Origin of the sequence: Micromonospora sp. NPDC049151, from assembly GCF_040648395.1 — a bacterium.
GTDB lineage: Bacteria > Actinomycetota > Actinomycetes > Mycobacteriales > Micromonosporaceae > Micromonospora.
The window spans coordinates 1-20,241 of the sequence record NZ_JBEZDP010000013.1; the positions used below are offsets into that span (position 1 = coordinate 1).

The window sequence follows — 20,241 nt, forward strand, 5'->3', positions numbered from 1 at the left end:
TCGGGTCGTGCTTCGACAACGCCGTCGCCGAGGCCACCTTCTCCACCATCAAGGTCGAGTACGTACACCGCCGCCACTTCCGCACCCGCACAGAAGCCCGGATCAAGATCGCCACCTGGATCACCGACTTCTACAACCAGCGCCGCCGGCACTCCGTCTGCGACTGGCGCTCACCCGCCGACTACGAACGACCAGAGACCCGCGCCCTGGAGGCCCAGGCCGCATAACGGAGCCCTCCACGATTCCAGGGGATTGACACCATGAGGTTGGCGGTGGCCAAACGGGCACCGAGCGCCGTCAACTTCATGATCGACGCCCTCGAGGGCGGGGCGGATCGCGGGCCGGGGGTCGGGTGCTGCGGGGGCCAATCGGCGATCTTGCAGTTTGAGCCCTTTTGGGTGCCCCATTCGCACGCTATGCGGGGTACCGAAGTGCAAGATCGCGGGTGATCCGGGGGTGGTAGCGGGTTCGGCGCGGGGCCGTCTCCGGCGGCCGGGCGACGGTGACGATCCCGGCCAACGACGCGGCGAGGATCCGCTGCGGTCTGGGGTGAGTTCGTCGATCTTGGAGTTGTGGCATCTCGCGAAACCGCACCAAAAGGGCAATTCGGGGTGCCACAACTCCAAGATCGACGGCAGTGGGCGGGGCGCGAGGACTCGCGGCGGTGGGGCGCGGTCGGGAGCGGGGCAGGGTGGGCGACACGGGGGACGGCGGTGGGCGAGCGACGGGGGGAGCCGGGTTCTGCCGTTGGCAGATCCGCTGACCGTGAACAGGGCACGTCATACCGGCCGCCCGGCGGCAGGCTGGGACGCATGCGACTCCTGATGCTCGGTGGTACGGGCTTTGTCGGTGGTGCGGTGGTGGCTGAGGCGGTGCGCCGCGACTGGCGGGTGACCGTGTTCAACCGTGGTGTGCACGGGCGGGTGCCGGACGGCGTACACCGGTTGCGGGGTGACCGGACCGCGCCGGACGGCCTGGCCGCGCTCACCGGCGGCGAGTGGGATCTGGTGGTGGACACCTGGGACGGCGCCCCACGGGCGGTGCGGGACGCGGCGCTGGCGCTCGTCGACGCGGTGCCGCACTACGTCTACGTGTCCAGCGGGTCGGTGTACGCGCCACCCGTCGCGCCGGGCAGCGGCGAGGAGGCACCCACTGTGGCGGCCGACCCGGACGCCGACGACGGGGACTACCCGGCGAACAAGGCCGGCGGGGAACTCGCCGCGACGCGGGTGTTCGGTGACCGGGCGCTGCTCGCGCGTGCCGGGCTGATCCTGGGGCCGGGGGAGGACATCGGGCGGCTGCCGTGGTGGCTGAATCGGATCGCCCGGGGCGGTGACGTGCTGGCACCGGGGCCGCGTGACCTGCCGATCCAGTACGTGGACGTCCGGGACCTGGCGACCTGGCTGCTGGACCGGGGCGCCGAGGGCGTCGGCGGGGCGTACAACGTGGTGGGCCGCACCGGGCACGCGACGATGGGTGACCTGCTCGACGCGGCCGTGGCGGTGACCGGGTCGGACGCGACGTTGCGGTGGACCGCGCCGGAGCCGATCCTGGCCGCGGGGGTCGAGCCGTGGAACGACCTGCCGGTATGGATCCCGCGCGGGCACGAGTACCGGTGGTTGCAGGAGCGGGACGTCGAGCGCGCGTACGCGGCGGGGCTGGTCTGCCGGCCGGTGACCGACACGGTCGCGGACACCTGGCGGTGGCTGCGCGAGGTGGGGCGGGTGCCGGCCCGCGCGGGGCGTCCGGCCCGCGCCCCGGTCGGCCTGGCACCGGAGCGGGAGGCCGCCCTGCTGGCCGCGTGGCCGGCCTGACCTGCGGAGGAGTACGGGTCAGGCCGACACGACAGGCAGGTCGAGCACCTCCTCGACCGGGCGGCGCGGGGTGGCGCGGCCGGGCTGGCCGTACCCGATCCGCATCACCATCTGCGGGGTGCCGAACCGGCCCAGCGACATCCGCAGCGCCTCGCGCGCGGCCGGGACCTCGATCGGCTGGGACAGCATCGACACGCTCAGCCCGGCGTCGGTGGCGGTGAGCAGCACCCGCTGCAGCGCCTGCCCGGCCAGGATCTGGTCGGCCGAGGTGTTGCCGGCCGAGCCGAGCACCGCGACCAGCGGCTCTGGCTCGAAGTCGCGGCCGGGGGCGCGGTTGCGGCCGCCGAAGCCGCGCTGGGGCAGCAGGTCCTGCGGCTCGCTCTGCGGTCCGCCGGCGACCGTCGGCACGCCGTCCGGGGCCGGCTCGGAGCGGATCCACTCGGCCCGTTCGGCCACGTACGCGGGGTCGCGTTCCAGCACGCGGTGGGCGCTGCGGGCGACCTCGGCGACGGCGTTGACGGCGCTGGTGCCGATCACCAGCTCCAGCCAGCCCTGCTCGGCGCGGGCCGCCTCGCCGAGCCGCCAGCGGGCCTCGGCGGGCACCGGGTCGGGCCAGAACGGCGCGCGGTTGCTGAACCGGTGCGGAATCGCCCCGTACAGGCTCTGCTCGACCGGGGTGGGACGGCGCGGCACGTCCGGCACGAGCCGGGCCACGACGTCCGGATCGGCCGGGTACGGGCGCAGCCGGACAGTGGCCGGGGTGCCCGCGACGGCGAGCGCCAGCCGCAGGTTGAACACTGCCGCTCCGGCGGCGATCCGGGCGCCCCAGCCGGTCGGGTCGGTGGCGGGCAGGCCGCGCAGCGGGTCGACGGACACCTCGATGCCGCCGTCGACCAGCCGGAACCGCCACGGCTGGGTGTTGTGCAGCGACGGCGCCCGGACCGCGTCGGCGACCGCGGCCCGCAGCTGCTCGCCGGTGTATTCGGTCGTCATGGTGGTGCTCCCTCTCGTGCGGCGCCGGCTCCCCCGGCCGGGTACACCACTACGGTGCGTCAGCGCGCGGCGCGGTGAGCAGGGCCGGAGGTCCCCACCTGGGCCCGGCCGTCGGTCCCGGGCGGTGCGGGCAGGACGGGACTTTCGACCCGTGCTACGAGGGCGGGAAAGCGGGTAGAAAGGACTGATGATCCGGGTGTTCCTGCTCGACGACCACGAGGTCGTCCGTCGTGGCCTTGCCGATCTGCTGGAGAGCAGCGGCGACATCGAGGTGGTCGGCGAGTCCGGCCTGGCCCAGGAGGCGGCCCGCCGCATCCCGGCGCTGCGCCCCGACGTGGCGATCCTCGACGCCCGGCTGCCCGACGGCAACGGCATCGACGTGTGCCGCGACGTCCGCGCCGTGGACTCCTCGATCAAGGGCTTGATCCTCACCTCGTACGAGGACGACGAGGCGCTGTTCGCGGCGATCATGGCGGGCGCCGCCGGGTACGTGCTCAAGCAGATCCGCGGCACCGACCTGGTGGACGCGGTCCGCCGGGTGGCAGCCGGGCAGTCGCTGCTCGACCCGGCGATCACCACGCGCGTGCTGGAGCGCATCCGCAGCGGCGTGGAGCAGCCCCGGGAGCTGAAGTCGCTCACCGAGCAGGAGCGGCGGATCCTGGAGTACGTGGCGGAGGGGCTCACCAACCGGGAGATCGCCGGGAAGATGTTCCTGGCCGAGAAGACGGTGAAGAACTACGTCTCCAGCGTGCTGGCCAAGCTCGGCCTGGAGCGGCGTACCCAGGCGGCGGTGCTGGCCACCCGGCTGCTCGGCAAGAACACCTGACCGGCGGTCAGTCGAGCGGGACGCTCCAGCGCACCTCGGTGCCGCGCGGCTCGGCCCGGCGCAGCGAGAACTCGCCGCCGAGCCGCTCGGCCCGCTCCCGCAGGTTGACCAGGCCGCTGCGGGCCGCCTCCGGGTCGCAGCCGACGCCGTCGTCGGTGACGGTGATCTCGACCCGGCCGGAGTCGACGCGCACCCGCACCGACACCCGGTCGGCCCGCGCGTGGCGTACCGCGTTCGACAGCGCCTCGCGCAGCACGGCGGTGAGTTCGGGGCGCAGGTCGTCCGGGACGGCGCTGTCGATCGGGCCGATCAGTTCCAGCTCGGGGCGGTAGCCGAGCGACTCGGCGGCCACCTCGATGGCCTCGCGGATCTCGGTGCGCAGCGCCGCGCTCATCGGGGTACGCAGCTCGAAGATGGTGCGGCGGATGTCGCGGATGGTGGCGTCCAGGTCGTCGACGGCCTGGTTGATCCGCTTGGCCGCCTCGGGGCGGGCGTTCATCGCGCCGCTCTGCAGTTGCAGGCCGGTGGCGAACAGCCGCTGGATCACCACGTCGTGCAGGTCACGGGCGATGCGTTCGCGGTCCTCCAGGACCACAAGCAGTTCCCGTTCCTCCTGCCCGCGGGCCCGCTCCATGGCCAGCGCGGCCTGCCCGGCGAAGCTGGCCAGCAGGGCGAGGTCGTCGTCGGCGGCGGGACCGTGGTCGGACCGGTAGCCGATCACCAGGACGCCGTGCAGCGTGTCGGCGGCGGCGAGCGGGGAGACCACCGCCGGCCCGGCGACCACGGGCCGGGGCCAGGGCGCCGCGGCGGCGAGGTTGTCGACCTGGTCGTGCCGGCCCGACGTGGCGGACGCGGCGAAGCTGGTCTCGGCGGCGGGCAGCACCGCGCCGACCAGTTCCCGGGTGACCGGGTCGGCGCCGTCGACCACCTCGACGGTGAACTGCGCCTCGTCCTCGTCGTAGAGCAGCACCAGGGCCAGCTCGGCCTCGGCGACCTCGCGGGCGCGGCGGGCCACCAGGGTCAGCGCGTCGGTACGGCGCACCTCACCGAGCAGCACCGAGGTGATCTCGGCGGCGGCGGCGAGCCAGCGTTCGCGCCGGTGCGCCAGCGCGTAGAGGCGGGCGTTCTCGATCGCCGCGCCGGCCGCGGCGGCCAGCGCCACCACGATCTCCTCGTCGTCCTCGGTGAACTCGGTCGCGCCCTGCTTCTCGGCCAGGTAGAGGTTGCCCCAGACGTGGTCGCGGATGCGTACCGGCACGCCGAGGAAGCTGTGCATCGGCGGGTGGTTCGGCGGGAAGCCGTACGAGTTGGGGTGCTTGGTGATGTCCGGCATGCGTACCGGCTTCGGCTGGTCGATGAGCAGGCCGAGCACGCCGCGGCCGTGCGGCAGCTCGCCGATCTTCGCGTGCTGCTCGGGGCTGATGCCGTGGACGATGAAGTCGTGGAGCATGCGGTCCGGGCCGATCACGCCGAGCGCGCCGTAGCGGGCGCCGGCCAGCTCGCACGCCGACTGCACGATCCGTTCCAGCGTGCTGCGCAGATCCAGGTCGGAACCGATGCCGACGACGGCGTCGAGCAGTGCCCGTAGCCGCTCGCGGCTGGTCATCACCTCGCCGACGCGGTCGAGCATCTCCTGGAGCAGTTCGTCCAGGCGGACGCGGGACAGCGGGGTCAGCCCGAGCGACGGTGCGACGTGCTCGTGCGAGGGCTGGGGTGCGGCGGCCACCGGGCGATGGTATCGCCCGGCGGCCGCCCTGATCGAGACCGGTCAGGTGAGGCGCTCGCGGACCGCCGAGGTGTCGACTGTCTGGGTGACGTCCAGCCGGGGGGTGTGCGGCGGTCCGGCGTGCGTCGGGTCGGCCACGCCGAGCCGCATGCTGAGGTACGGGAACCCGAGGCCGGAGAGAATCTGCCGCAGCACCTCACGGGTGCCCTCGACCTCCACCACGCCGGACAGTGGCACCAGCGACACGCCGTGCCGGGTGGCGGTGAGCCAGGCGGCGGAGAGCGCCTCCCCGGCGCGCAGCCAGCTCATCGTCTCGTCGTCGGAGCCCCAGAGGATCCCGTAGACGGCGGTCTTGTCGTGGCCGGGCCCGACCGGCAGCGACCCGGCGCGGCCGAAGTCACGGGCCGGAACGGTCGTCTGGGGCGCCTGCTCGGGCAGCACCTCCGGCGGCAGCCCGGTGCCGGTGCCGGCCCGGTTGGTCCAGTACGCCAGCTCCTCGCGCAGCTCCGGGCTGTCCGCCTCGACGGCGGCGGCCTGCTGGGCGGCGGCGGCGAGCTGGATCTTCTGGGTGTCGTCGAGCAGTTGCAGGTTCACCCCCTCCAGCGTGGCGGCCCGGTCGATGTCGTTCAGCGCGGCGGTCGGGATCTGCTCGTCGCTGACCGGCCGCCGGTCGGTGTGCCGCACCTGCATGCACTGCACGACGCGCATGGCGTCGGGGTCGGCGCCGGTGTGCTTCAGGCTGGTGATCCGGGCCAGCAGGTCGGGTTCCTTGGGGTCGGGCAGCCGTTCCACCACCGGGGTCCAGCCTTCGGCGGCCAGCGCCACCCGGGCGTGGTGCAGCGCGGCGCCGCAGCTCACCACCAGCAGGTGACCCTCCGGGTCCATGGCGCTGAGGTGCCGTTCGCGGACCACCCGCAGCTCCAGCGCGTCGGGCAGGACCGTCCAGTGCCACGGCTGCGTGTTGTGCACCGAGGGGGCGTGGCCGGCCATTCCGGCGGCCTCCGCGAGCGCGGTGGTCAACGGGCGATCGCCGGCCGGCGTCTCGTGGCTCATCGTCACGACCTTTCCTGTTTTCCCCATCGTGCCCCACGCCCGGGAAGCCCGGGTGGGGATGCGGCTCCATCCTCGGCCATGCCAGGGCGCCCCGCAGGGGTCCTTCGCCCTGCGGATTACCCGGGTCGCCCTGCCCGGCGCGCGTCCGGGCTGAGACGATCCCCACGTGGGAACCGAACCGGGCGAGTGCGTACCCGAGCAGCCGGCCCGCGCCCGGCGATGGGCCTGGACCGAGTGGGCACCGTTGGTGCTGCTCACAGTGGCCGTGCTGGCCGGCGCGGCGCTGTGGCTCGCCGGCGCGCACGACGCCGCCCGGCTGGTCTGGGCGGCGGTCACACTGGTCGCGCTGATCCCGGCCGCCTGGACGACGTTGCGTCAGCTCTGGCTGCGGCAGTTCGGCGTGGACGTCATCGCGGTGCTGGCGCTGCTCGGCGCGCTGCTGGTGCGGGAGTACCTGGCCGGCGCCGTCATCGCGGTGATGGTCGCCACCGGGCGGGCGCTGGAGGAGTACGCCCAGCGCCGCGCCACCCGTGACCTGCGGGCGCTGCTCGAACGCGCGCCCCGGCAGGCGCGGCGGCGCACCCCGGACGGCGGCATCGAGGTGGTGCCGCTGGACCGCGTCGAGGTGGGGGACCGCCTCGTGGTGGGGCCGGGCGACGTGGTGCCCGTGGACGGCGTGGCCGAGGAGGCGGCGACGCTCGACGAGTCGGTGGTCACCGGCGAGTCGCAGCTGGTGACCCGCGCGGCCGGGGAGCAGGTCGCCAGCGGCGTCGTGAACGCGGGCGCCGGCTTCGGGCTGCGGGCCAGCCGCAACGCGGCGGAGAGCACCTACGCGGGCATCGTCCGCCTGGCCGGCGAGGCCACCGCCCGCAAGGCGCCGATGGTACGGCTGGCCGACCGTTACGCCGCCGCGTTCGTGCCGTTCACGCTGGTGCTGGCCGGGCTGGCGTGGCTGCTGTCCGGCGACTTCACCCGGGCGGTGGCGGTGCTCGTGGTGGCCACCCCGTGCCCGCTGCTGCTGGCCACCCCGATCGCCGTGGTCTCCGGCCTGTCCCGGGTGGCCCGGCGCGGTGTGCTGGTCCGCGACGGCGGGTCGCTGGAACAGCTCGGCCGCGCCCGTACCCTGCTGCTGGACAAGACCGGCACGCTCACCGCGGGCCGGCCCCGGGCGGCCGAGGTGGTGGTGGCGCCGGGCGGTGACCGGGACGAGGTGCTGCGGCTGGCCGCGTCGGTCGAGCAGCTCTCCCCGCATGTGCTGGCCGCCGCGCTGGTCCGGCAGGCCCGCGAGCGAGGGCTGCCGCTGGCCGAGCCGACGCAGGTCACCGAGGAGCCGGGGCACGGGGTGAGCGGACGCGTCGACGGGCGGATGGTGCACGTCGGGCAGCTCGGCGGCGAGCCGCCGGAGTGGGCGGGCCGCCTCGGTGAGCGTGCCGAACGGGCCGGGCGCTCCGCGGTGTGGGTCAGCGACGACAGCGGGCCGCTGGGCGCGATCCTGCTGGAGGACCCGGTCCGCCCGGACGCCCGGCGCACGGTGCGCCGGCTGCGTGAGGCGGGCCTCACCCGGCTGGTCATGGTCACCGGCGACCGACCGGGCACGGCCCGGCAGGTGGCGCAGATCGTGGGCGTCGACGACGTGATCGCGCGCTGCTCGCCGCAGGAGAAGGCCGAGCGGGTACGCGAGGAGTCGGCGCACGCGGTGACGGTGATGGTCGGCGACGGTGTGAACGACGCGCCCGCGCTGGCCGAGGCGCACGTCGGCGTCGCGATGGGCGCGACCGGGGCGACCGCCTCGGCGGACGTGGCCGACGCGGTGCTCACTGTGGACCGGCTGGACCGGCTCGCCGACGCGGTCGAGATCGCCCGGTACGCCCGCCGCATCGCGGTGCAGAGCGCCACCGTCGGGATGGGCCTGGCGGTGCTGGCGATGCTGGTGGCCGCCGCGGGCCGGCTGCCCCCGGTGGCCGGCGCGTTCCTCCAGGAGGGCATCGACGTCCTGGTGATCCTCAACGCGCTGCGCGCGCTCGGCGGCGGCCTGCGGCGGCGCGACCTGCCCGCGCACACGGTGGAGCTGATCGACAGGTACGCCGGCGAGCACGGCGGCGTCCGCGACGTGCTGGCCCGGCTGCGCGACACCGCCGACATGGTGGCGACGCGCCCGGACGACCCGGCGTGCCTGCCGGCGCTGCGTGAGGTGCACCGGCGCCTGGTCGACGAGGTGCTGCCGCACGAGGCGGCCGAGGACCGGCAGCTCTACCCGGCGCTGGCCGGCCCGCTGGGCAGCGACGAGGCGACCTCCACGATGAGCCGCGCGCACGTGGAGATCGTGCGGCTGGTGGAGCGGATCGGCGGGCACCTCACGGCGCAGCCGGACGGCCGGCTGCGCCGTGACGAGATTCCCGATCTGCTCGCCGCGCTCTACGGCCTGGACGCGGTGCTGCGCCTGCACCTGGCCCAGGAGGAGGAGGACTACTTCTCGCTGAACCCGGAGGAGGGCTCCACCACGCCCGGCCGCTGAGTCAGCGCTCGCGTACCACGGCGACCGGGCAGTGCGAGTGCTGGATGAGCTGCTGGCTGACCGAGCCGAGCAGCATGCCGCGCAGCCCGCCCCGGCCCCGGCTGCCGACCACCACCAGCTGTGCCGACCGGCTGGCCTCCACCAGCAGCGCCGACGCGCTGCCGGGCACCGCGTCGATCTCGACCGGCACGTCGGGGAAGCTCTCCCGCCAGGTGGCCAGCTCCGCCTCGGCGGCGGCCCGCTCGCTCGCGGCGACCCGCTCCGGGTCGAAGTCCGGCGGCACCCACCTGTCGCCCGGCGGCTCCCAGGCCCGCAGCACCCGCAGCGGCACGTCCCGCTGCGCGGCCCGCTCGACGGCGAAGCCGAGCGCCCGCAGCGCCGACTCCGAGCCGTCCGAGCCGACCACCACCGGCCCGGACGTGGCGGCCTGGCCGTCGCGGACCACCACCACCGGGCAGTGGGCGTGCGCGGTGACCGAGACCGCTGTGGAGCCGGCGAGCAGCCCGCCGAAGCCGCCGTGGCCCCGGCTGCCGAGCACCAGCATCCCCGCCTCGGCGGACCGTTCCTGGAGCACGAGCGCGGGCGGTCCGTCGAACACCTCACCGCGCACGGTCAGGCCCGGCCGCTCGGCGGCGGCGTCCGCAGCCGCCTTGCGTACCAGCTCCTCGACCTGCTGCCGGGCGGCTTCGTCCGGCCACACCCCCGGCGCCACGGCGGGTCCGACCCAGCCGGTCACCGTCAACCACTCGAAGACGTACGCCAGGCGTACCGGCCGCCCCGAGCGGCCCGCCTCGTCCAGCGCCCAGTTCAGGGCGACCGCCGCGTCGGCGGAGCCGTCGTAGCCGACCAGGATCTCGTCGTCGCTCATTCGCCACTCCTCACGGCCGGGTCGTTCTCGCGGATCCAGCGCCACTCGGCGACCCGGGGATCGTCCTCACCATAGCGGCGGGTGTGGTCGCGGCAGGACTGGCGGGCGTCCACCATGTCCTGGCGCAGGTGCGCGGCGCGCGAGCGCAGCCCCGGCACCCGGTCGATCACGTCGATGACGAGGTGGAAGCGGTCCAGGTCGTTGAGCATCACCATGTCGAACGGTGTCGTGGTGGTGCCCTCCTCCTTGTAGCCGCGTACGTGCAGGTTCTCGTGGTTGGTACGGCGATAGGTGAGCCGGTGGATCAGCCACGGGTAGCCGTGGTAGGCGAAGATCACCGGCTTGTCGCGGGTGAAGATGGTGTCGAACTCGTTGTCCGGCAGGCCGTGCGGGTGCTCCGACGGCGGTTGCAGGCGCATCAGGTCGACCACGTTCACCAGCCGCACCCTCAGGGCCGGCAGGTGCCGGCGCAGCAGGTCGACGGCGGCCAGCGTCTCCAGCGTCGGCACGTCACCGGCGCAGGCGAGCACCACGTCCGGCTCGGTGCCCTCGTCGCTGCTGGCCCAGTCCCAGATGCCCAGGCCGCGGCGGCAGTGCTGGATCGCCTCGTCCATGGTCAGCCAGTTCGGCGCGGGCTGCTTGCCGGCCACCACCACGTTTATGTACTGCCGGCTGCGCAGGCAGTGGTCCATTGTGGAGAGCAGCGTGTTGCCGTCCGGCGGCAGGTAGACGCGGACCACCTCGGCCTTCTTGTTCATCACGTGGTCGATGAAGCCCGGGTCCTGGTGGGAGAAGCCGTTGTGGTCCTGGCGCCACACGTGGCTGGACAGCAGGTAGTTGAGCGACGCCACCGGCTCCCGCCAGGGGATGCCCCGGGTCACCTTCAGCCACTTGGCGTGCTGGTTGACCATCGAGTCGACGATGTGGATGAACGCCTCGTAGCTGGTGAAGAGGCCGTGCCGGCCGGTCAGCAGGTAGCCCTCCAGCCAGCCCTGGCACAGGTGCTCGGAGAGCACCTCCATCACCCGGCCGCCGGGGGAGAGGTGGTCGTCGCCGGGCGTCTCCGTGCCGACGAAGGCGCGGTCGGTGACCTCGAACGCCGCGCCGAGCCGGTTCGAGGCGACCTCGTCCGGGCCGAACAGGCGGAACGTCCGCGGGTTGCGGGCGATCACGTCGCGGATCCAGGGGCCGAGCACACCCGTCGCGCCGGCCATCGGCTCACCGGGCGTCGGTACGTCTACCGCGTAGTCGCGGAAGTCCGGCAGCTCCAGGTCGCGCAGCAGCCTGCCGCCGTTGGCGACCGGGTTGGCGCTCATCCGGCGGTCACCGGTGGGCGGCAGCTCGGTCACCTCGGCGACCGGACCGCCGGTGGCGTCGAACAGCTCCTCCGGCCGGTAGCTACGCAGCCAGCGCTCCAGCTCGGCCAGGTGCTCCGGGTTGTCCCGGACACCGGAGATCGGCACCTGGTGGGCGCGGAACGTGCCCTCGACCTGCTTGCCGTCGACCCGGGCGGGCCCGGTCCAGCCCTTCGGCGTCCGCAGGACGATCATCGGCCAGCGGGGGCGCTCGACGCGCCCGCCGGAGCGGGCCCGGCGCTGGATCGCGGTGATCTCGTCGACCGCCCGGTCGAGCGTGCCGGCCAGCAACCGGTGCACGGCCGCCGGGTCGTCGCCCTCGACCACGTACGGCTCGTAGCCGAAGCCGCGCATCATGTCCCGCAGGTCCTCGCGGGGGATCCGGTCCAGCACGGTCGGGTTGGCGATCTTGTAGCCGTTGAGGTGCAGGATCGGCAGCACCGCGCCGTCGCGGGCCGGGTTGAGGAACACGTTCGACAGCCAACTCCCGGCCAGCGGGCCGGTCTCCGCCTCGCCGTCGCCGATCACGCAGGCCACCAGCAGGTCCGGGTTGTCGAACGCGGCGCCGTACGCGTGGCTCAGCGCGTACCCCAGTTCGCCGCCCTCGTGGATCGAACCCGGCACCTCCGGCGCCACGTGGCTCGGGATGCCGCCCGGGAAGGAGAACTGGCGGAACAGGCGCCGCATGCCGGTCCCGTCCCGGGGGATGTGGTGGTGAAGTTCGCTGTAGGTGCCCTCCAGCCAGGTGTTCGCCACCAGCGCGGGGCCGCCGTGGCCGGGTCCGGTGACGAAGATGGCGGACAGGTCCCGTTCGACGATGACCCGGTTCAGGTGCGTGTAGAGCAGGTTGAGCCCGGGGCTGGTGCCCCAGTGGCCCAGCAGGCGCGGCTTGACGTGCTCGGGCTTGAGCGGTTCCCGCAGCAGCGGGTTGTCGAGCAGGTAGATCTGGCCGACGGTGAGGTAGTTCGCCGCGCGCCAGTACGCGTCCAGCCGGCGCACCTCGTCTTCGGTCAGGACCATGTCTTCCTCCTCGGCACGTCCGCCCCGCGCGGGCGTCACGACCCGTCCCCGGCGTCCGCGGGGAGTCCCCGTACGACGATCAGCGGGGCGGGCGAGTGGTAGAGCAGCGACTGGCTGACCGCGCCCAGAGTGGACCCGACCGGCCCGTCGCCCCGGGCGGCCACCACCGCGAGCTGCGCCGCGTGGGACCGGTCGAGCAGGACGGGTCCCGGCTCACCGTGGACGGTCTCGCAGTCGGCGGTGACCCGCGGGTGCCGCCGGGCCTCCCGTGTGACCGCCTCCTCCAGCCGCCCGTCGTCGCGGTCGCCGGAGTCCGGCTCGATCACCCGGACGGCGAGCAGGCGCGCGCCGCGGTGTTGCGCGCAGTCGAAGGCGTATCCGAGGGCGGCCCGCGAGCTGGCCGAGCCGTCGAAGCCGACGAGCAGCGGCCCGGGCGGGGCCGGCTCGGTGCGGCCGACCAGCACCGGGCAGGTGGCCCGGGCGGCCACGTCCACGGCCGGGGTGTCGGCCGGTACGCGGTTCGGGTGGGCCGACATGCCTCCGTCACCGAGAGCGATCAGGAAGGCGGTGTCGGCGACCCGCAGCAGCGCCTCGACCGGGGAGCCCTCGACGATGCGGCCGCTGACCGGCACCTGCGGCGCGCATTCGGCGGCCACCCGCCGGGCGTTCTCCAGCACGTTCTCCGCGTCGGTGCGGGTGCCGCCGGCCGGGGCGGGGCCGGGCGTCGCCGCCCAGTTGAACGCGTGCAGCAGGTGCAGCGGACGGTCGTGGGCGGCGGCCTCGGCGGCGGCCGTGCGGACCACGGTCAGGTCGGCCTCGGAGCGGCTGACGCCGACCACCACCGCGCCGTGGCTGGGTGCGGCCACCCGGCTCACCTCCCGACCCCTGCTTTTCACCCACCGTAGTCGTGGGACCGGGTGCGCCGGAGCGGGTCGGCGGAAACCGGCGGTCAGCGCGGGGCGGGCAACGCCGGGTGTACGCGCAGCACGACGGCTGTGGCGTTGTCCTCGCCGCCCTCGTCGAGGCTGGCGGCGAGCAGGGCCTCGGTGGTCCGCGCCGGCTCGCGCCGGGTGGCGAGCAGGTCGCGCAGCCGGTGGTAGCCGAGCTGGTCGCTGATGCCGTCGGTGCACAGCAGCCAGGTGTCGCCCCGGCGCAGCGGCACGGCGAGCAGGTCCGGCTCGGGCCGGTCCGGGTGGCCGACGTAGCGCAGCAGCTGGTAGCGCGCCCGCGCCGCCTCCGGCGAGTCCGCCGGCCACCAGCCGTGCAGCAGGCCGAGCCAGGCCATGGTGTGGTCGACGGTGACCAGTTCCAGCAGACCGTCGCGCAGCCGGTACGCCCGCGAGTCGCCGAGCTGGACCAGCCAGCCCTGTTCGCCGTCGGGCTGGACCACGAGCGCGGTGAGCGTGCACCCGGCCAGGCCGGACAGCGTCGCGCCGGCCTGGCGTACCCGCCGTTGGGTCTCGGCCACGGCGGCCCGCAGCCCGGCGGGGCCGACGGCGGGCCAGTCGGCGCGGACCCGCGCCACGAACGTCTCGGCCGCGGTCGTGCCGGCGATCCGGCTGCCCTCGCCGTCGCCCATGCCGTCGCAGACCACCGCCATCGGCAGCTCCGGGTCGACGTGCAGCACGTCGTAGTTCTCCGGGTAGCGGTGCCCGACCACGCTGCCCCCGGTGATCTCCAGGGTGAGGCGGCCGGCGGTGAGCCGGCGCGCGGGCTCGACCGGCCGGTCCAGCGGACGGCGGCGGAACACCAGCGGACCGTAACACCGGGACGGGCCGGGGTGTGGAATCTTCAGGGTGACTTTCTGGCAGTGGAGGTGGCCTGGCTGTCCCCGTGAGCGGTCTGCGGGTCAGGGCCGGCGCAGTGGCGCGAGCGCGTCGGCCCAGGCGGCCACCTCGGCGAAGAGCTGGCGGAGCATAGCGTCGTGGCGGTCGCCGGGAGTGAACGTGGTGAATGCCGCGAAGTCGGTGGCGAGTGACAGGCTGACCTGGGTGCGTACGCCTGCCAGCTGAAGACCTGCCGTGATGAGGCGTAGGTGCTCTACCGCACGTGCGCCGCCGACACTGCTGCCGTAGGAGACGAATCCGGCCGCTTTGTTGTTCCACTCGCCGTAGAGGTAGTCAATGGCGTTTTTCAGCGCGGAGGGGATCGATCGGTTGTATTCCGGGGTGACGAAGACGTATCCGTCGAACTCGGCGATCTTCTTGCTCCAGCGCCACGTGTGGGGGTGGGTGTAGGCGCCGAGTAGCGGTGACTGTGGCTCGTCGAAGACCGGCAGGTCATAGTCCTTGATGTCCACCACCTCGACGTCGATGCCGTCGTGCTGGCTGCCGTGCTTCGCTACCCACTCGGCCACCTGGTGGCCGACCCGGCCGGGGCGGGTGCTGCCGAGGATGATCCCGATGTTCGTCATGAGTGATCCGTTCTGGTCGATTCGAAGGTTGCCGACGGTCCGAAACGCGGTGTCACGCGGATTGCTGAGGCGAGGATCCGGATTGCAGAGCGGCGTCCAGTCCGTTCAGCCGCAGCACGCTGGCGCCGCGCAGGTGCGCGAGGTCGGAACTGCCGTCCCCCGCGTATCTGAGGAAGGTCACCTGTTCGGTCCATTCCAGGCAGGTTCCGTCGGGCTCGGTGTCGAGCCGGACGGTGACCAGCGAGGTCCATCGCAGTTCGTCGTCGACGACGGCCTCGTAGCCGTAGACGATCCGGTGTGCGTCCGCGATGTCGATGTACCGCGACCGGTATTCCAGCCGCTCGGGTGCCGTGTCCAGCGTGGTGAAGGTGCTGCGTGCCGTCTCACCACCGCCCACCCGGAAGTCGTGCTCGTACACCGCTCCGCTGCCGGGAAGCCAGAACCATCGGCGCCTGATCGTGGTGTCGGCGAACGCGGTGAAGACCTCGCCCGGCGGCCCGTCGAGGTGCCGCGTGATCGTGAATGTGTCGTGCCGGACCATGCTGTCCTCCCGCTGTGACGGTCACGAATGGGTGACCGCATGTCAGTTACGATTAGTAAGAAACGTGCGTCCAACGGATTTAGTCCGGCTGCCCGATACGCACTTTGAAGTCAGCTACTGACGCGCGAGGAACGGAAGAGCATGACGAGCCTCCTTGGTGCCGAACTGGCGCAGCGCGGGGTCGCGCCGGACTGCATCCAGACGATCGAGCTCGTCCGGGAGGTGCTGGCGCGGGTGGGCGACAAGTGGACGCTGCTGACCATCACGGCCCTGACGTCCGGCCCGCTGCGCTTCACCGCGTTGCACGAGCAGGTCGCTGGCGTCTCCCAACGGATGCTCGGCCAGACGCTGCGCGCCCTTCACCGCGACGGGCTGGTGACCAGGACCGCGTACCCGGAGGTGCCCCCGAGGGTCGTGTATGCCTTGACACCGCTCGGCCGCTCACTGAGTGAGGCCGTGGGTGGACTCGTGCACTGGGTTCGTGATCACCAGAGCGATCTCGTCCGTAACCGCGACGAGTTCGACCGGACGTCCACCGCGAACAACGCCACTCCGCGCCGTGCATAGTCGCGCTCCGGGGCGGCAGACCGGGGTGCGCGTCAACCAGAGTTGACACAGTGCGCGTGTCAACCTACATTGACAGCATGAGTCAGGCGACGGAACTCGCGGCGGCGGCCGGCAGCACCGACCCCAAGATCGGCCTGCGTGCCGTGCTCGCCCTGCGCCGGCTGCTGGAGCGGCTCGAGGTGATCCAGGTCGACAACGCCCGGCGGCAGGGCTGGTCGTGGCAGGAGATCGCCGACGCCCTCGAGGTCAGCCGGCAGGCGGTCCACAAGAAGCACGCCGGACGACCGGCGGTGCGCGAGAGCTGGGAGGCGTGATGTTCGAACGATTCACCGACAGGGCCCGTGCCGTGGTGCACCACGCGCTCGACGAGGCCCGCGCCGAGGGACGGCGGCCGGTCGGCACCGAGCACCTGCTGCTGGGGGTGCTCGCCGACCCCGACGGCCTGGCCGTACGGCTGCTCGCGGCCGGCGGCGTCGACGCCGACGCGCTGCGCGCCGCGGTGGCCCGCCACGCCGAGCGGGGCGTGGACGGGCTCGGCGCGGCGGACGCGGCGGCGCTGCGCGAGATCGGCATCGACCTCGCCGCGATAGTGGCCCGAATCGAGGAGTCCTTCGGCCCGGACGCGCTGCGCGAGGCGACCCCGCGCCCGCGCCGGTGGTGGCGTCGCGGGCCGCACCACGGCACGTTCTCGCCCCGCGCCAGGAAGGTGCTGGAGCTGTCGCTGCGCGAGGCGCTGCGGCTGCGCCACCGGCACATCGGCACCGAACACATCCTGCTCGGCCTGCTGCGCGAGGGCGACGGCCTGGCCGCCGTGGTGCTCACCGAGGCCGGGGTGGACCTCGACGACCTGCGGCGGCGCGTCGACGCGGCGCTGCGCGAGGCGGCCTGACCCGCACCCGGGTTTCAAACCTGTTTGCGGTCCTCGCTACGTCCCGCTGCGCCGGGTCGCCGTCACGCCCTGTGTCCTGCACACTGACGCCGTGGACGGTGCAGACGACAAGCGCCCGGTGAACGCGGAGAACCGCACCCCGCGCTCGGCAGTGGTGGTCAACCCGGTGAAGGTGGCCGACCTGGACGAGTTCCGCCGCATCGTGGACGGCGCGCTCGACGCCGCCGGGTGGCCGGCCCCGACCTGGTACGAGACGACAGTCGAGGACCCGGGCCGAGGGCAGGCGGAACAGGCCGTCAAGGCGGGCGCCGAGGTCGTCTTCGCCTGCGGCGGCGACGGCACGGTGATGGCCTGCGTGACCGCGCTGGCCGGCACCGACGTGGCGCTGGCGGTGCTGCCCCAGGGCACCGGCAACCTGCTGGCCGCCAACCTCGGCCTGTCGAACGACCTGGCCGCCGGGCTCCAGGTCGCCGTCGAACGCGGAATGCGCCGCCTCGACGTCGGCGTGGTCGGCGACAAGTGCTTCGCGGTGATGGCCGGGATGGGCTTCGACGCCCAGATGCTCGACTCCACCTCGGAGACCACGAAGAAGCGGATCGGCTGGCCGGCGTACGTGATGGGCGCCGCCCGCCACCTGCGCGACCGGCCCATGCGGGTCTCGGTGCGCATCGACGGCAAGCCGCCGCTGCGCCGCCGGGCCCGCTCGGTCCTGGTGGCGAACGTCGGGCGCCTGCAGGGCGGGGTACGCCTGCTCACCGAGGCCGAACCGGACGACGGCTGGCTCGACGTGGCGGTGCTGACGCCGCGCAGGCTGCGCCACTGGCTCGCGATGGGCTGGGCGGTGCTGCGCCGCCGCGACAGCGTGCCCCGGATGGAGGTGTTCCGGGCCCGCTCGGTCGAGATCACCAGCACCCGGGCGCAGCCCCGGCAGCTCGACGGCGACCTGATCGAGCCGGGCCGGTCGCTGAAGGCGACCATCCGGCCCGAGTCGCTCTGGCTCTGCGTACCGCGCCCGGAGGAGGACCCCGACCTGGCGGTGGACGCCGACGCGGTCGGCGAGCGCGGTGAGCACCTGGTCGAGGAGGCCCGCCGTGAGTAGCACCAAGCTGGTCCCGGAGACCCGGTTGATGGCGGAGGAGCAGCTCTCCGCCGACGACGCCTGGCACACGCTGCGCCGGCACGGTGGATGGTGCCTGCTGCGGGATGCCTTCGTCCGGTTCCGCTACGGCGACGGCTTCAGCCACTCCCGGGCGCTGGGCTTCCAGCTCTGCCTGGCGGTGGTGCCGTTCCTGATCGCGCTCACCGGCCTGATCACCGACCTGGGCGCGGACGAGGGCGGCAAGGTCGTCGCCGACACGGTGCTGGCCATCACCCCCGGTCAGAGCGAAGCCGTGGTGCAGGACCTGCTGACCGACAGCGAGCGCACCGAGGACGCCGGTGAGCTGGCGCTGACGCTCGGTCTGCTCACCGGGCTGGTCGCGCTGACCACCACGATGGCGCAGATCGAGCGGGGCGCCAACCGGATCTACGGCGTCGAGCGGGACCGCCCGGCGCTGGCGAAGTACCTGCGCGCCTCCATCCTCGCCGTGCTCGCCGGCGTACCCGCGCTGGCCGGCTTCCTGATCCTGGTCGGCGGCCGGGCGGTGGGCGAGTCGGTACGGCGGCACTACGAGTGGGGCGACGTCGCCATGGCGGGATGGAACGTCATCCGCTGGCCGCTGAGTCTCGGCCTGACCGTGCTCGCCGTCGCGATGCTGTTCCGGCACGCCCCGCGACGCCGCCAGCCCGGCCTGTCCTGGCTGTTCTTCGGCGCGTCCATCGCCATCGCGCTGTGGTGGCTGGCCAGCCTCCTGCTCGCCGCCTACGTGAAGTACAGCGGCGGATTCGGCCAGACCTACGGCGCGCTGACCGGCATGATGGCCCTGTTGCTCTGGGCCAACCTGACCGGGATCGCGCTGTTCGGCGGGCTGGCCTTCGCCGCGCAGCTCGAAGCGATGCGCATCGGCGTGGAGCAGCCCGCCCAGCCGGATCTCTGGCAGCCGGAGGCGCAACGCGAGGACCTGTTCGACACCGGTGAGATGACCTCGCTCTGACGCCACGCCGGTCCAGCGTGTACGGGACACGCCGATCGGGTACAGCGCGCCTCGCAGAGGAACGAGGGAGGTGCGGTGTGACCGCGGTCAAGGAAGCCGGGAGCCGGCCGCTCGGCCATTTCGCCGAGCGGAGCCTCGCGGGCCTGCTCGCCGTGGCCGGCGCGGGAGTCGGGTTCGGCGTGCTGCTCATGCTGGTCCGGTTCCGGTGGAGCCCGCTGGGCGACGCCGACCACGCGGTGGCCGAGTGGTTCAACGGCCTGGTGGCCCCGCACGGCCCGCTGGTAACGGTGCTCCAGGCGATCACCGACCTGGGCGGGCGGCCGGTGCTGATCTGGCTGGTCACCATCGCGGTGGTGGGCCTGCTGATCCGCCGCCAGTCCCGGCTGGCGGTCTACCTGATCGTCACCGGTGCCGGCGGCCTGATCCTCGACCCGTCGCTCAAGGCGCTGGTCGGGCGGCTGCGGCCGGTGGTGGACGTGCCGATCGCCAGCGCGCCCGGCAACAGCTTCCCCAGTGGTCACGCGCTCGGCTCGTTCGTCGCGTACGGCGCGCTGCTGCTGGTGTTCCTGCCGGCCATGGCGCCGCGCTGGCGCAAGCCCGCCATCGCCATCGCCGGTGTGCTGATCTTCCTGGTCGGGCTGACCCGGATCGCGCTGGGCGTGCACTACGTGTCGGACGTGATCGGCGGCTGGCTGCTCGGCGCGGCCTGGCTGGGCGTCACCGCGTACGCCTTCCGGCTGTGGCGGCGCGAGCGCGGGCGGCCGGTGCCGCCGCTGCGCGAGGGCCTGGAGCCGGAGGCGGGCGAGGAGCTGGCGCTCGCGCCGGACGAGGAGAAGATCCTGGAGCACCCGCGCTCGGCGGTGGCCGAGCTGCTGGTCGGCTGGGTGCTCGTCTTCGGGGTGCTCTACGCGTTCGGCATGTTCGTCAGCTACCACGCCAAGGGCACGTTCTTCGACACGCTCGACACCGAGGTGCCGCGCTGGTTCGCCGAGCGGCACACCGACGCGCTGACCGACCTGAGCTGGTGGTGGAGCAAGTTCGGCGACACCCACGCGATCCTGCTGGTGTCGCTGGTGTTCTGCCCGATCGTGCTCGCCGTGTGGCGGCGCTGGCGGCCGGTGCTGTACGTGGTGCTGGCGATGTTCGGCGAGCTGAGCCTCTTCCTGGCCAGCGCCCGGGTGGTGGACCGGCCCCGGCCGCCGGTGGAGAACCTGGACGGGCAGATGCCCACCTCGTCGTTCCCGTCCGGGCACATCGCGGCGACCATCTGCCTCTGGGCGGCCATGGCGATCATCGTGTTCCCGCGTACCGACAGGTGGTGGCGGTGGCTGTTCGTGGGCATGGCCGTGCTGATGCCGGTCGGCGTGGCCACGTCCCGGATGTACCGGGGCATGCACCACCCGACCGACTTCATGGGCGCGATCCTGCTCGGCGCGCTCTGGTTGTCGCTGCTGTACTTCGTGATCCGGCCGAACGCCGACGTGGCCGAGGGCAACCAGCCGGCTATCGAGTCCGAACAGGTGGACGAGCTGGACGACGAGCTGGCCAAGGCCGCACGGCCGGACTGA

At 73.4% G+C, this 20,241-nt stretch carries 19 protein-coding genes; 10 read left to right on the plus strand and 9 right to left on the minus strand.

Features of this window, described 5'->3' with window-relative positions:
- Positions 1 to 227 (plus strand): integrase core domain-containing protein (locus AB0B20_RS16720; RefSeq protein WP_357471570.1); only part of this gene is annotated, 227 nt, incomplete at its 5' end.
- Between the two features lie 585 nt (positions 228 to 812).
- Positions 813 to 1,814: an NAD-dependent epimerase/dehydratase family protein gene (locus tag AB0B20_RS16725; protein WP_357471573.1), complete on the plus strand. Its 1,002-nt coding sequence runs from the start codon at positions 813 to 815 to the stop codon at positions 1,812 to 1,814.
- Between the two features lie 18 nt (positions 1,815 to 1,832).
- Here AB0B20_RS16725 and AB0B20_RS16730 read toward each other — a convergent pair whose 3' ends face one another.
- Positions 1,833 to 2,807 (minus strand): nitroreductase, encoded by a 975-nt coding sequence (locus tag AB0B20_RS16730; RefSeq protein WP_357385602.1) that lies wholly within the window; start codon positions 2,805 to 2,807, stop codon positions 1,833 to 1,835.
- Between the two features lie 187 nt (positions 2,808 to 2,994).
- Here AB0B20_RS16730 and AB0B20_RS16735 point away from each other — a divergent pair, with 187 nt between their 5' ends.
- Positions 2,995 to 3,633 carry a response regulator transcription factor gene (locus tag AB0B20_RS16735; RefSeq protein WP_357385604.1) on the plus strand — a complete coding sequence of 213 codons (639 nt, stop codon included), beginning with the start codon at positions 2,995 to 2,997 and terminating at the stop codon, positions 3,631 to 3,633.
- A gap of 7 nt (positions 3,634 to 3,640) precedes the next feature.
- On the opposite strand, the gene AB0B20_RS16740 is transcribed toward AB0B20_RS16735, so the two are convergent.
- Positions 3,641 to 5,263, minus strand: a complete 1,623-nt coding sequence (locus AB0B20_RS16740; protein ID WP_357471739.1) for a GAF domain-containing sensor histidine kinase — start codon at positions 5,261 to 5,263, stop codon at positions 3,641 to 3,643.
- A 138-nt stretch (positions 5,264 to 5,401) separates the two neighbouring features.
- Positions 5,402 to 6,412: a nitroreductase gene (locus AB0B20_RS16745; protein WP_357385606.1), complete on the minus strand. Its 1,011-nt coding sequence runs from the start codon at positions 6,410 to 6,412 to the stop codon at positions 5,402 to 5,404.
- A gap of 166 nt (positions 6,413 to 6,578) precedes the next feature.
- On the opposite strand from AB0B20_RS16745, the gene AB0B20_RS16750 reads away from it, so the two are divergent.
- The gene (locus AB0B20_RS16750) at positions 6,579 to 8,927 is read left to right on the plus strand and encodes a heavy metal translocating P-type ATPase (protein WP_357385608.1); all 2,349 of its coding nucleotides are present in this window, start codon (positions 6,579 to 6,581) and stop codon (positions 8,925 to 8,927) included.
- 1 nt (position 8,928) lies between these two features.
- On the opposite strand, the gene AB0B20_RS16755 is transcribed toward AB0B20_RS16750, so the two are convergent.
- From AB0B20_RS16755 to AB0B20_RS16780, 6 genes are all read right to left on the minus strand, one after another.
- On the minus strand, positions 8,929 to 9,795 hold the full coding sequence (locus tag AB0B20_RS16755; protein WP_357385610.1) for a universal stress protein: 867 nt from the start codon (positions 9,793 to 9,795) through the stop codon (positions 8,929 to 8,931).
- A complete protein-coding gene (locus AB0B20_RS16760) occupies positions 9,792 to 12,170 on the minus strand; it encodes a phosphoketolase family protein (RefSeq protein ID WP_357471577.1) in 2,379 nt (792 codons plus the stop codon). Before AB0B20_RS16760 ends, AB0B20_RS16755 begins: the two co-directional genes overlap by 4 nt.
- Before the next feature lie 35 nt (positions 12,171 to 12,205).
- Positions 12,206 to 13,036 (minus strand): universal stress protein, encoded by an 831-nt coding sequence (locus AB0B20_RS16765; protein WP_357385614.1) that lies wholly within the window; start codon positions 13,034 to 13,036, stop codon positions 12,206 to 12,208.
- Between the two features lie 83 nt (positions 13,037 to 13,119).
- Entirely contained in the window at positions 13,120 to 13,920 is an 801-nt protein-coding gene (locus tag AB0B20_RS16770; protein ID WP_357385616.1) for a PP2C family serine/threonine-protein phosphatase, read from the minus strand.
- A 99-nt stretch (positions 13,921 to 14,019) separates the two neighbouring features.
- Positions 14,020 to 14,583: an NADPH-dependent FMN reductase gene (locus tag AB0B20_RS16775; RefSeq protein ID WP_357385618.1), complete on the minus strand. Its 564-nt coding sequence runs from the start codon at positions 14,581 to 14,583 to the stop codon at positions 14,020 to 14,022.
- 52 nt (positions 14,584 to 14,635) lie between these two features.
- Positions 14,636 to 15,124: an SRPBCC domain-containing protein gene (locus AB0B20_RS16780; RefSeq protein ID WP_357385620.1), complete on the minus strand. Its 489-nt coding sequence runs from the start codon at positions 15,122 to 15,124 to the stop codon at positions 14,636 to 14,638.
- A gap of 141 nt (positions 15,125 to 15,265) precedes the next feature.
- Between AB0B20_RS16780 and AB0B20_RS16785 the strand changes: the two genes are divergently transcribed.
- The 6 genes from AB0B20_RS16785 (at position 15,266) to AB0B20_RS16810 (ending at position 20,241) form a co-directional block, all read left to right on the plus strand.
- Positions 15,266 to 15,691 carry a helix-turn-helix domain-containing protein gene (locus tag AB0B20_RS16785; RefSeq protein WP_357471580.1) on the plus strand — a complete coding sequence of 142 codons (426 nt, stop codon included), beginning with the start codon at positions 15,266 to 15,268 and terminating at the stop codon, positions 15,689 to 15,691.
- Positions 15,692 to 15,768: 77 nt separating this feature from the next.
- On the plus strand, positions 15,769 to 16,005 hold the full coding sequence (locus AB0B20_RS16790; protein ID WP_357385624.1) for an HTH domain-containing protein: 237 nt from the start codon (positions 15,769 to 15,771) through the stop codon (positions 16,003 to 16,005).
- On the plus strand, positions 16,005 to 16,580 hold the full coding sequence (locus tag AB0B20_RS16795) for a Clp protease N-terminal domain-containing protein (RefSeq protein ID WP_357471742.1): 576 nt from the start codon (positions 16,005 to 16,007) through the stop codon (positions 16,578 to 16,580). The genes AB0B20_RS16790 and AB0B20_RS16795 overlap by 1 nt, the downstream gene beginning before the upstream one ends.
- Before the next feature lie 91 nt (positions 16,581 to 16,671).
- Positions 16,672 to 17,679, plus strand: coding sequence for a diacylglycerol kinase family protein (locus AB0B20_RS16800; RefSeq protein ID WP_357385626.1), 1,008 nt, complete (start codon positions 16,672 to 16,674; stop codon positions 17,677 to 17,679).
- Positions 17,672 to 18,673, plus strand: a complete 1,002-nt coding sequence (locus AB0B20_RS16805; protein WP_357385628.1) for a YihY/virulence factor BrkB family protein — start codon at positions 17,672 to 17,674, stop codon at positions 18,671 to 18,673. The genes AB0B20_RS16800 and AB0B20_RS16805 overlap by 8 nt, the downstream gene beginning before the upstream one ends.
- Before the next feature lie 77 nt (positions 18,674 to 18,750).
- Positions 18,751 to 20,241: a phosphatase PAP2 family protein gene (locus tag AB0B20_RS16810; RefSeq protein WP_357385630.1), complete on the plus strand. Its 1,491-nt coding sequence runs from the start codon at positions 18,751 to 18,753 to the stop codon at positions 20,239 to 20,241.

Excerpts from the sequence above, each read along its gene's own strand:
- AB0B20_RS16735 (WP_357385604.1), top strand. The coding sequence starts at position 2,995 with ATGATCCGGGTGTTCCTGCTCGACGACCACGAGGTCGTCCGTCGTGGC.
- AB0B20_RS16730 (WP_357385602.1), bottom strand. The coding sequence starts at position 2,807 with ATGACGACCGAATACACCGGCGAGCAGCTGCGGGCCGCGGTCGCCGAC.
- AB0B20_RS16790 (WP_357385624.1), top strand. The coding sequence starts at position 15,769 with ATGAGTCAGGCGACGGAACTCGCGGCGGCGGCCGGCAGCACCGACCCC.
- AB0B20_RS16725 (WP_357471573.1), top strand. The coding sequence starts at position 813 with ATGCGACTCCTGATGCTCGGTGGTACGGGCTTTGTCGGTGGTGCGGTG.
- AB0B20_RS16740 (WP_357471739.1), bottom strand. The coding sequence starts at position 5,263 with ATGCTCGACCGCGTCGGCGAGGTGATGACCAGCCGCGAGCGGCTACGG.
- AB0B20_RS16775 (WP_357385618.1), bottom strand. The coding sequence starts at position 14,583 with ATGACGAACATCGGGATCATCCTCGGCAGCACCCGCCCCGGCCGGGTC.
- AB0B20_RS16780 (WP_357385620.1), bottom strand. The coding sequence starts at position 15,124 with ATGGTCCGGCACGACACATTCACGATCACGCGGCACCTCGACGGGCCG.
- AB0B20_RS16760 (WP_357471577.1), bottom strand. The coding sequence starts at position 12,170 with ATGGTCCTGACCGAAGACGAGGTGCGCCGGCTGGACGCGTACTGGCGC.
- AB0B20_RS16755 (WP_357385610.1), bottom strand. The coding sequence starts at position 9,795 with ATGAGCGACGACGAGATCCTGGTCGGCTACGACGGCTCCGCCGACGCG.
- AB0B20_RS16795 (WP_357471742.1), top strand. The coding sequence starts at position 16,005 with ATGTTCGAACGATTCACCGACAGGGCCCGTGCCGTGGTGCACCACGCG.
- AB0B20_RS16785 (WP_357471580.1), top strand. The coding sequence starts at position 15,266 with ATGACGAGCCTCCTTGGTGCCGAACTGGCGCAGCGCGGGGTCGCGCCG.
- AB0B20_RS16745 (WP_357385606.1), bottom strand. The coding sequence starts at position 6,412 with ATGAGCCACGAGACGCCGGCCGGCGATCGCCCGTTGACCACCGCGCTC.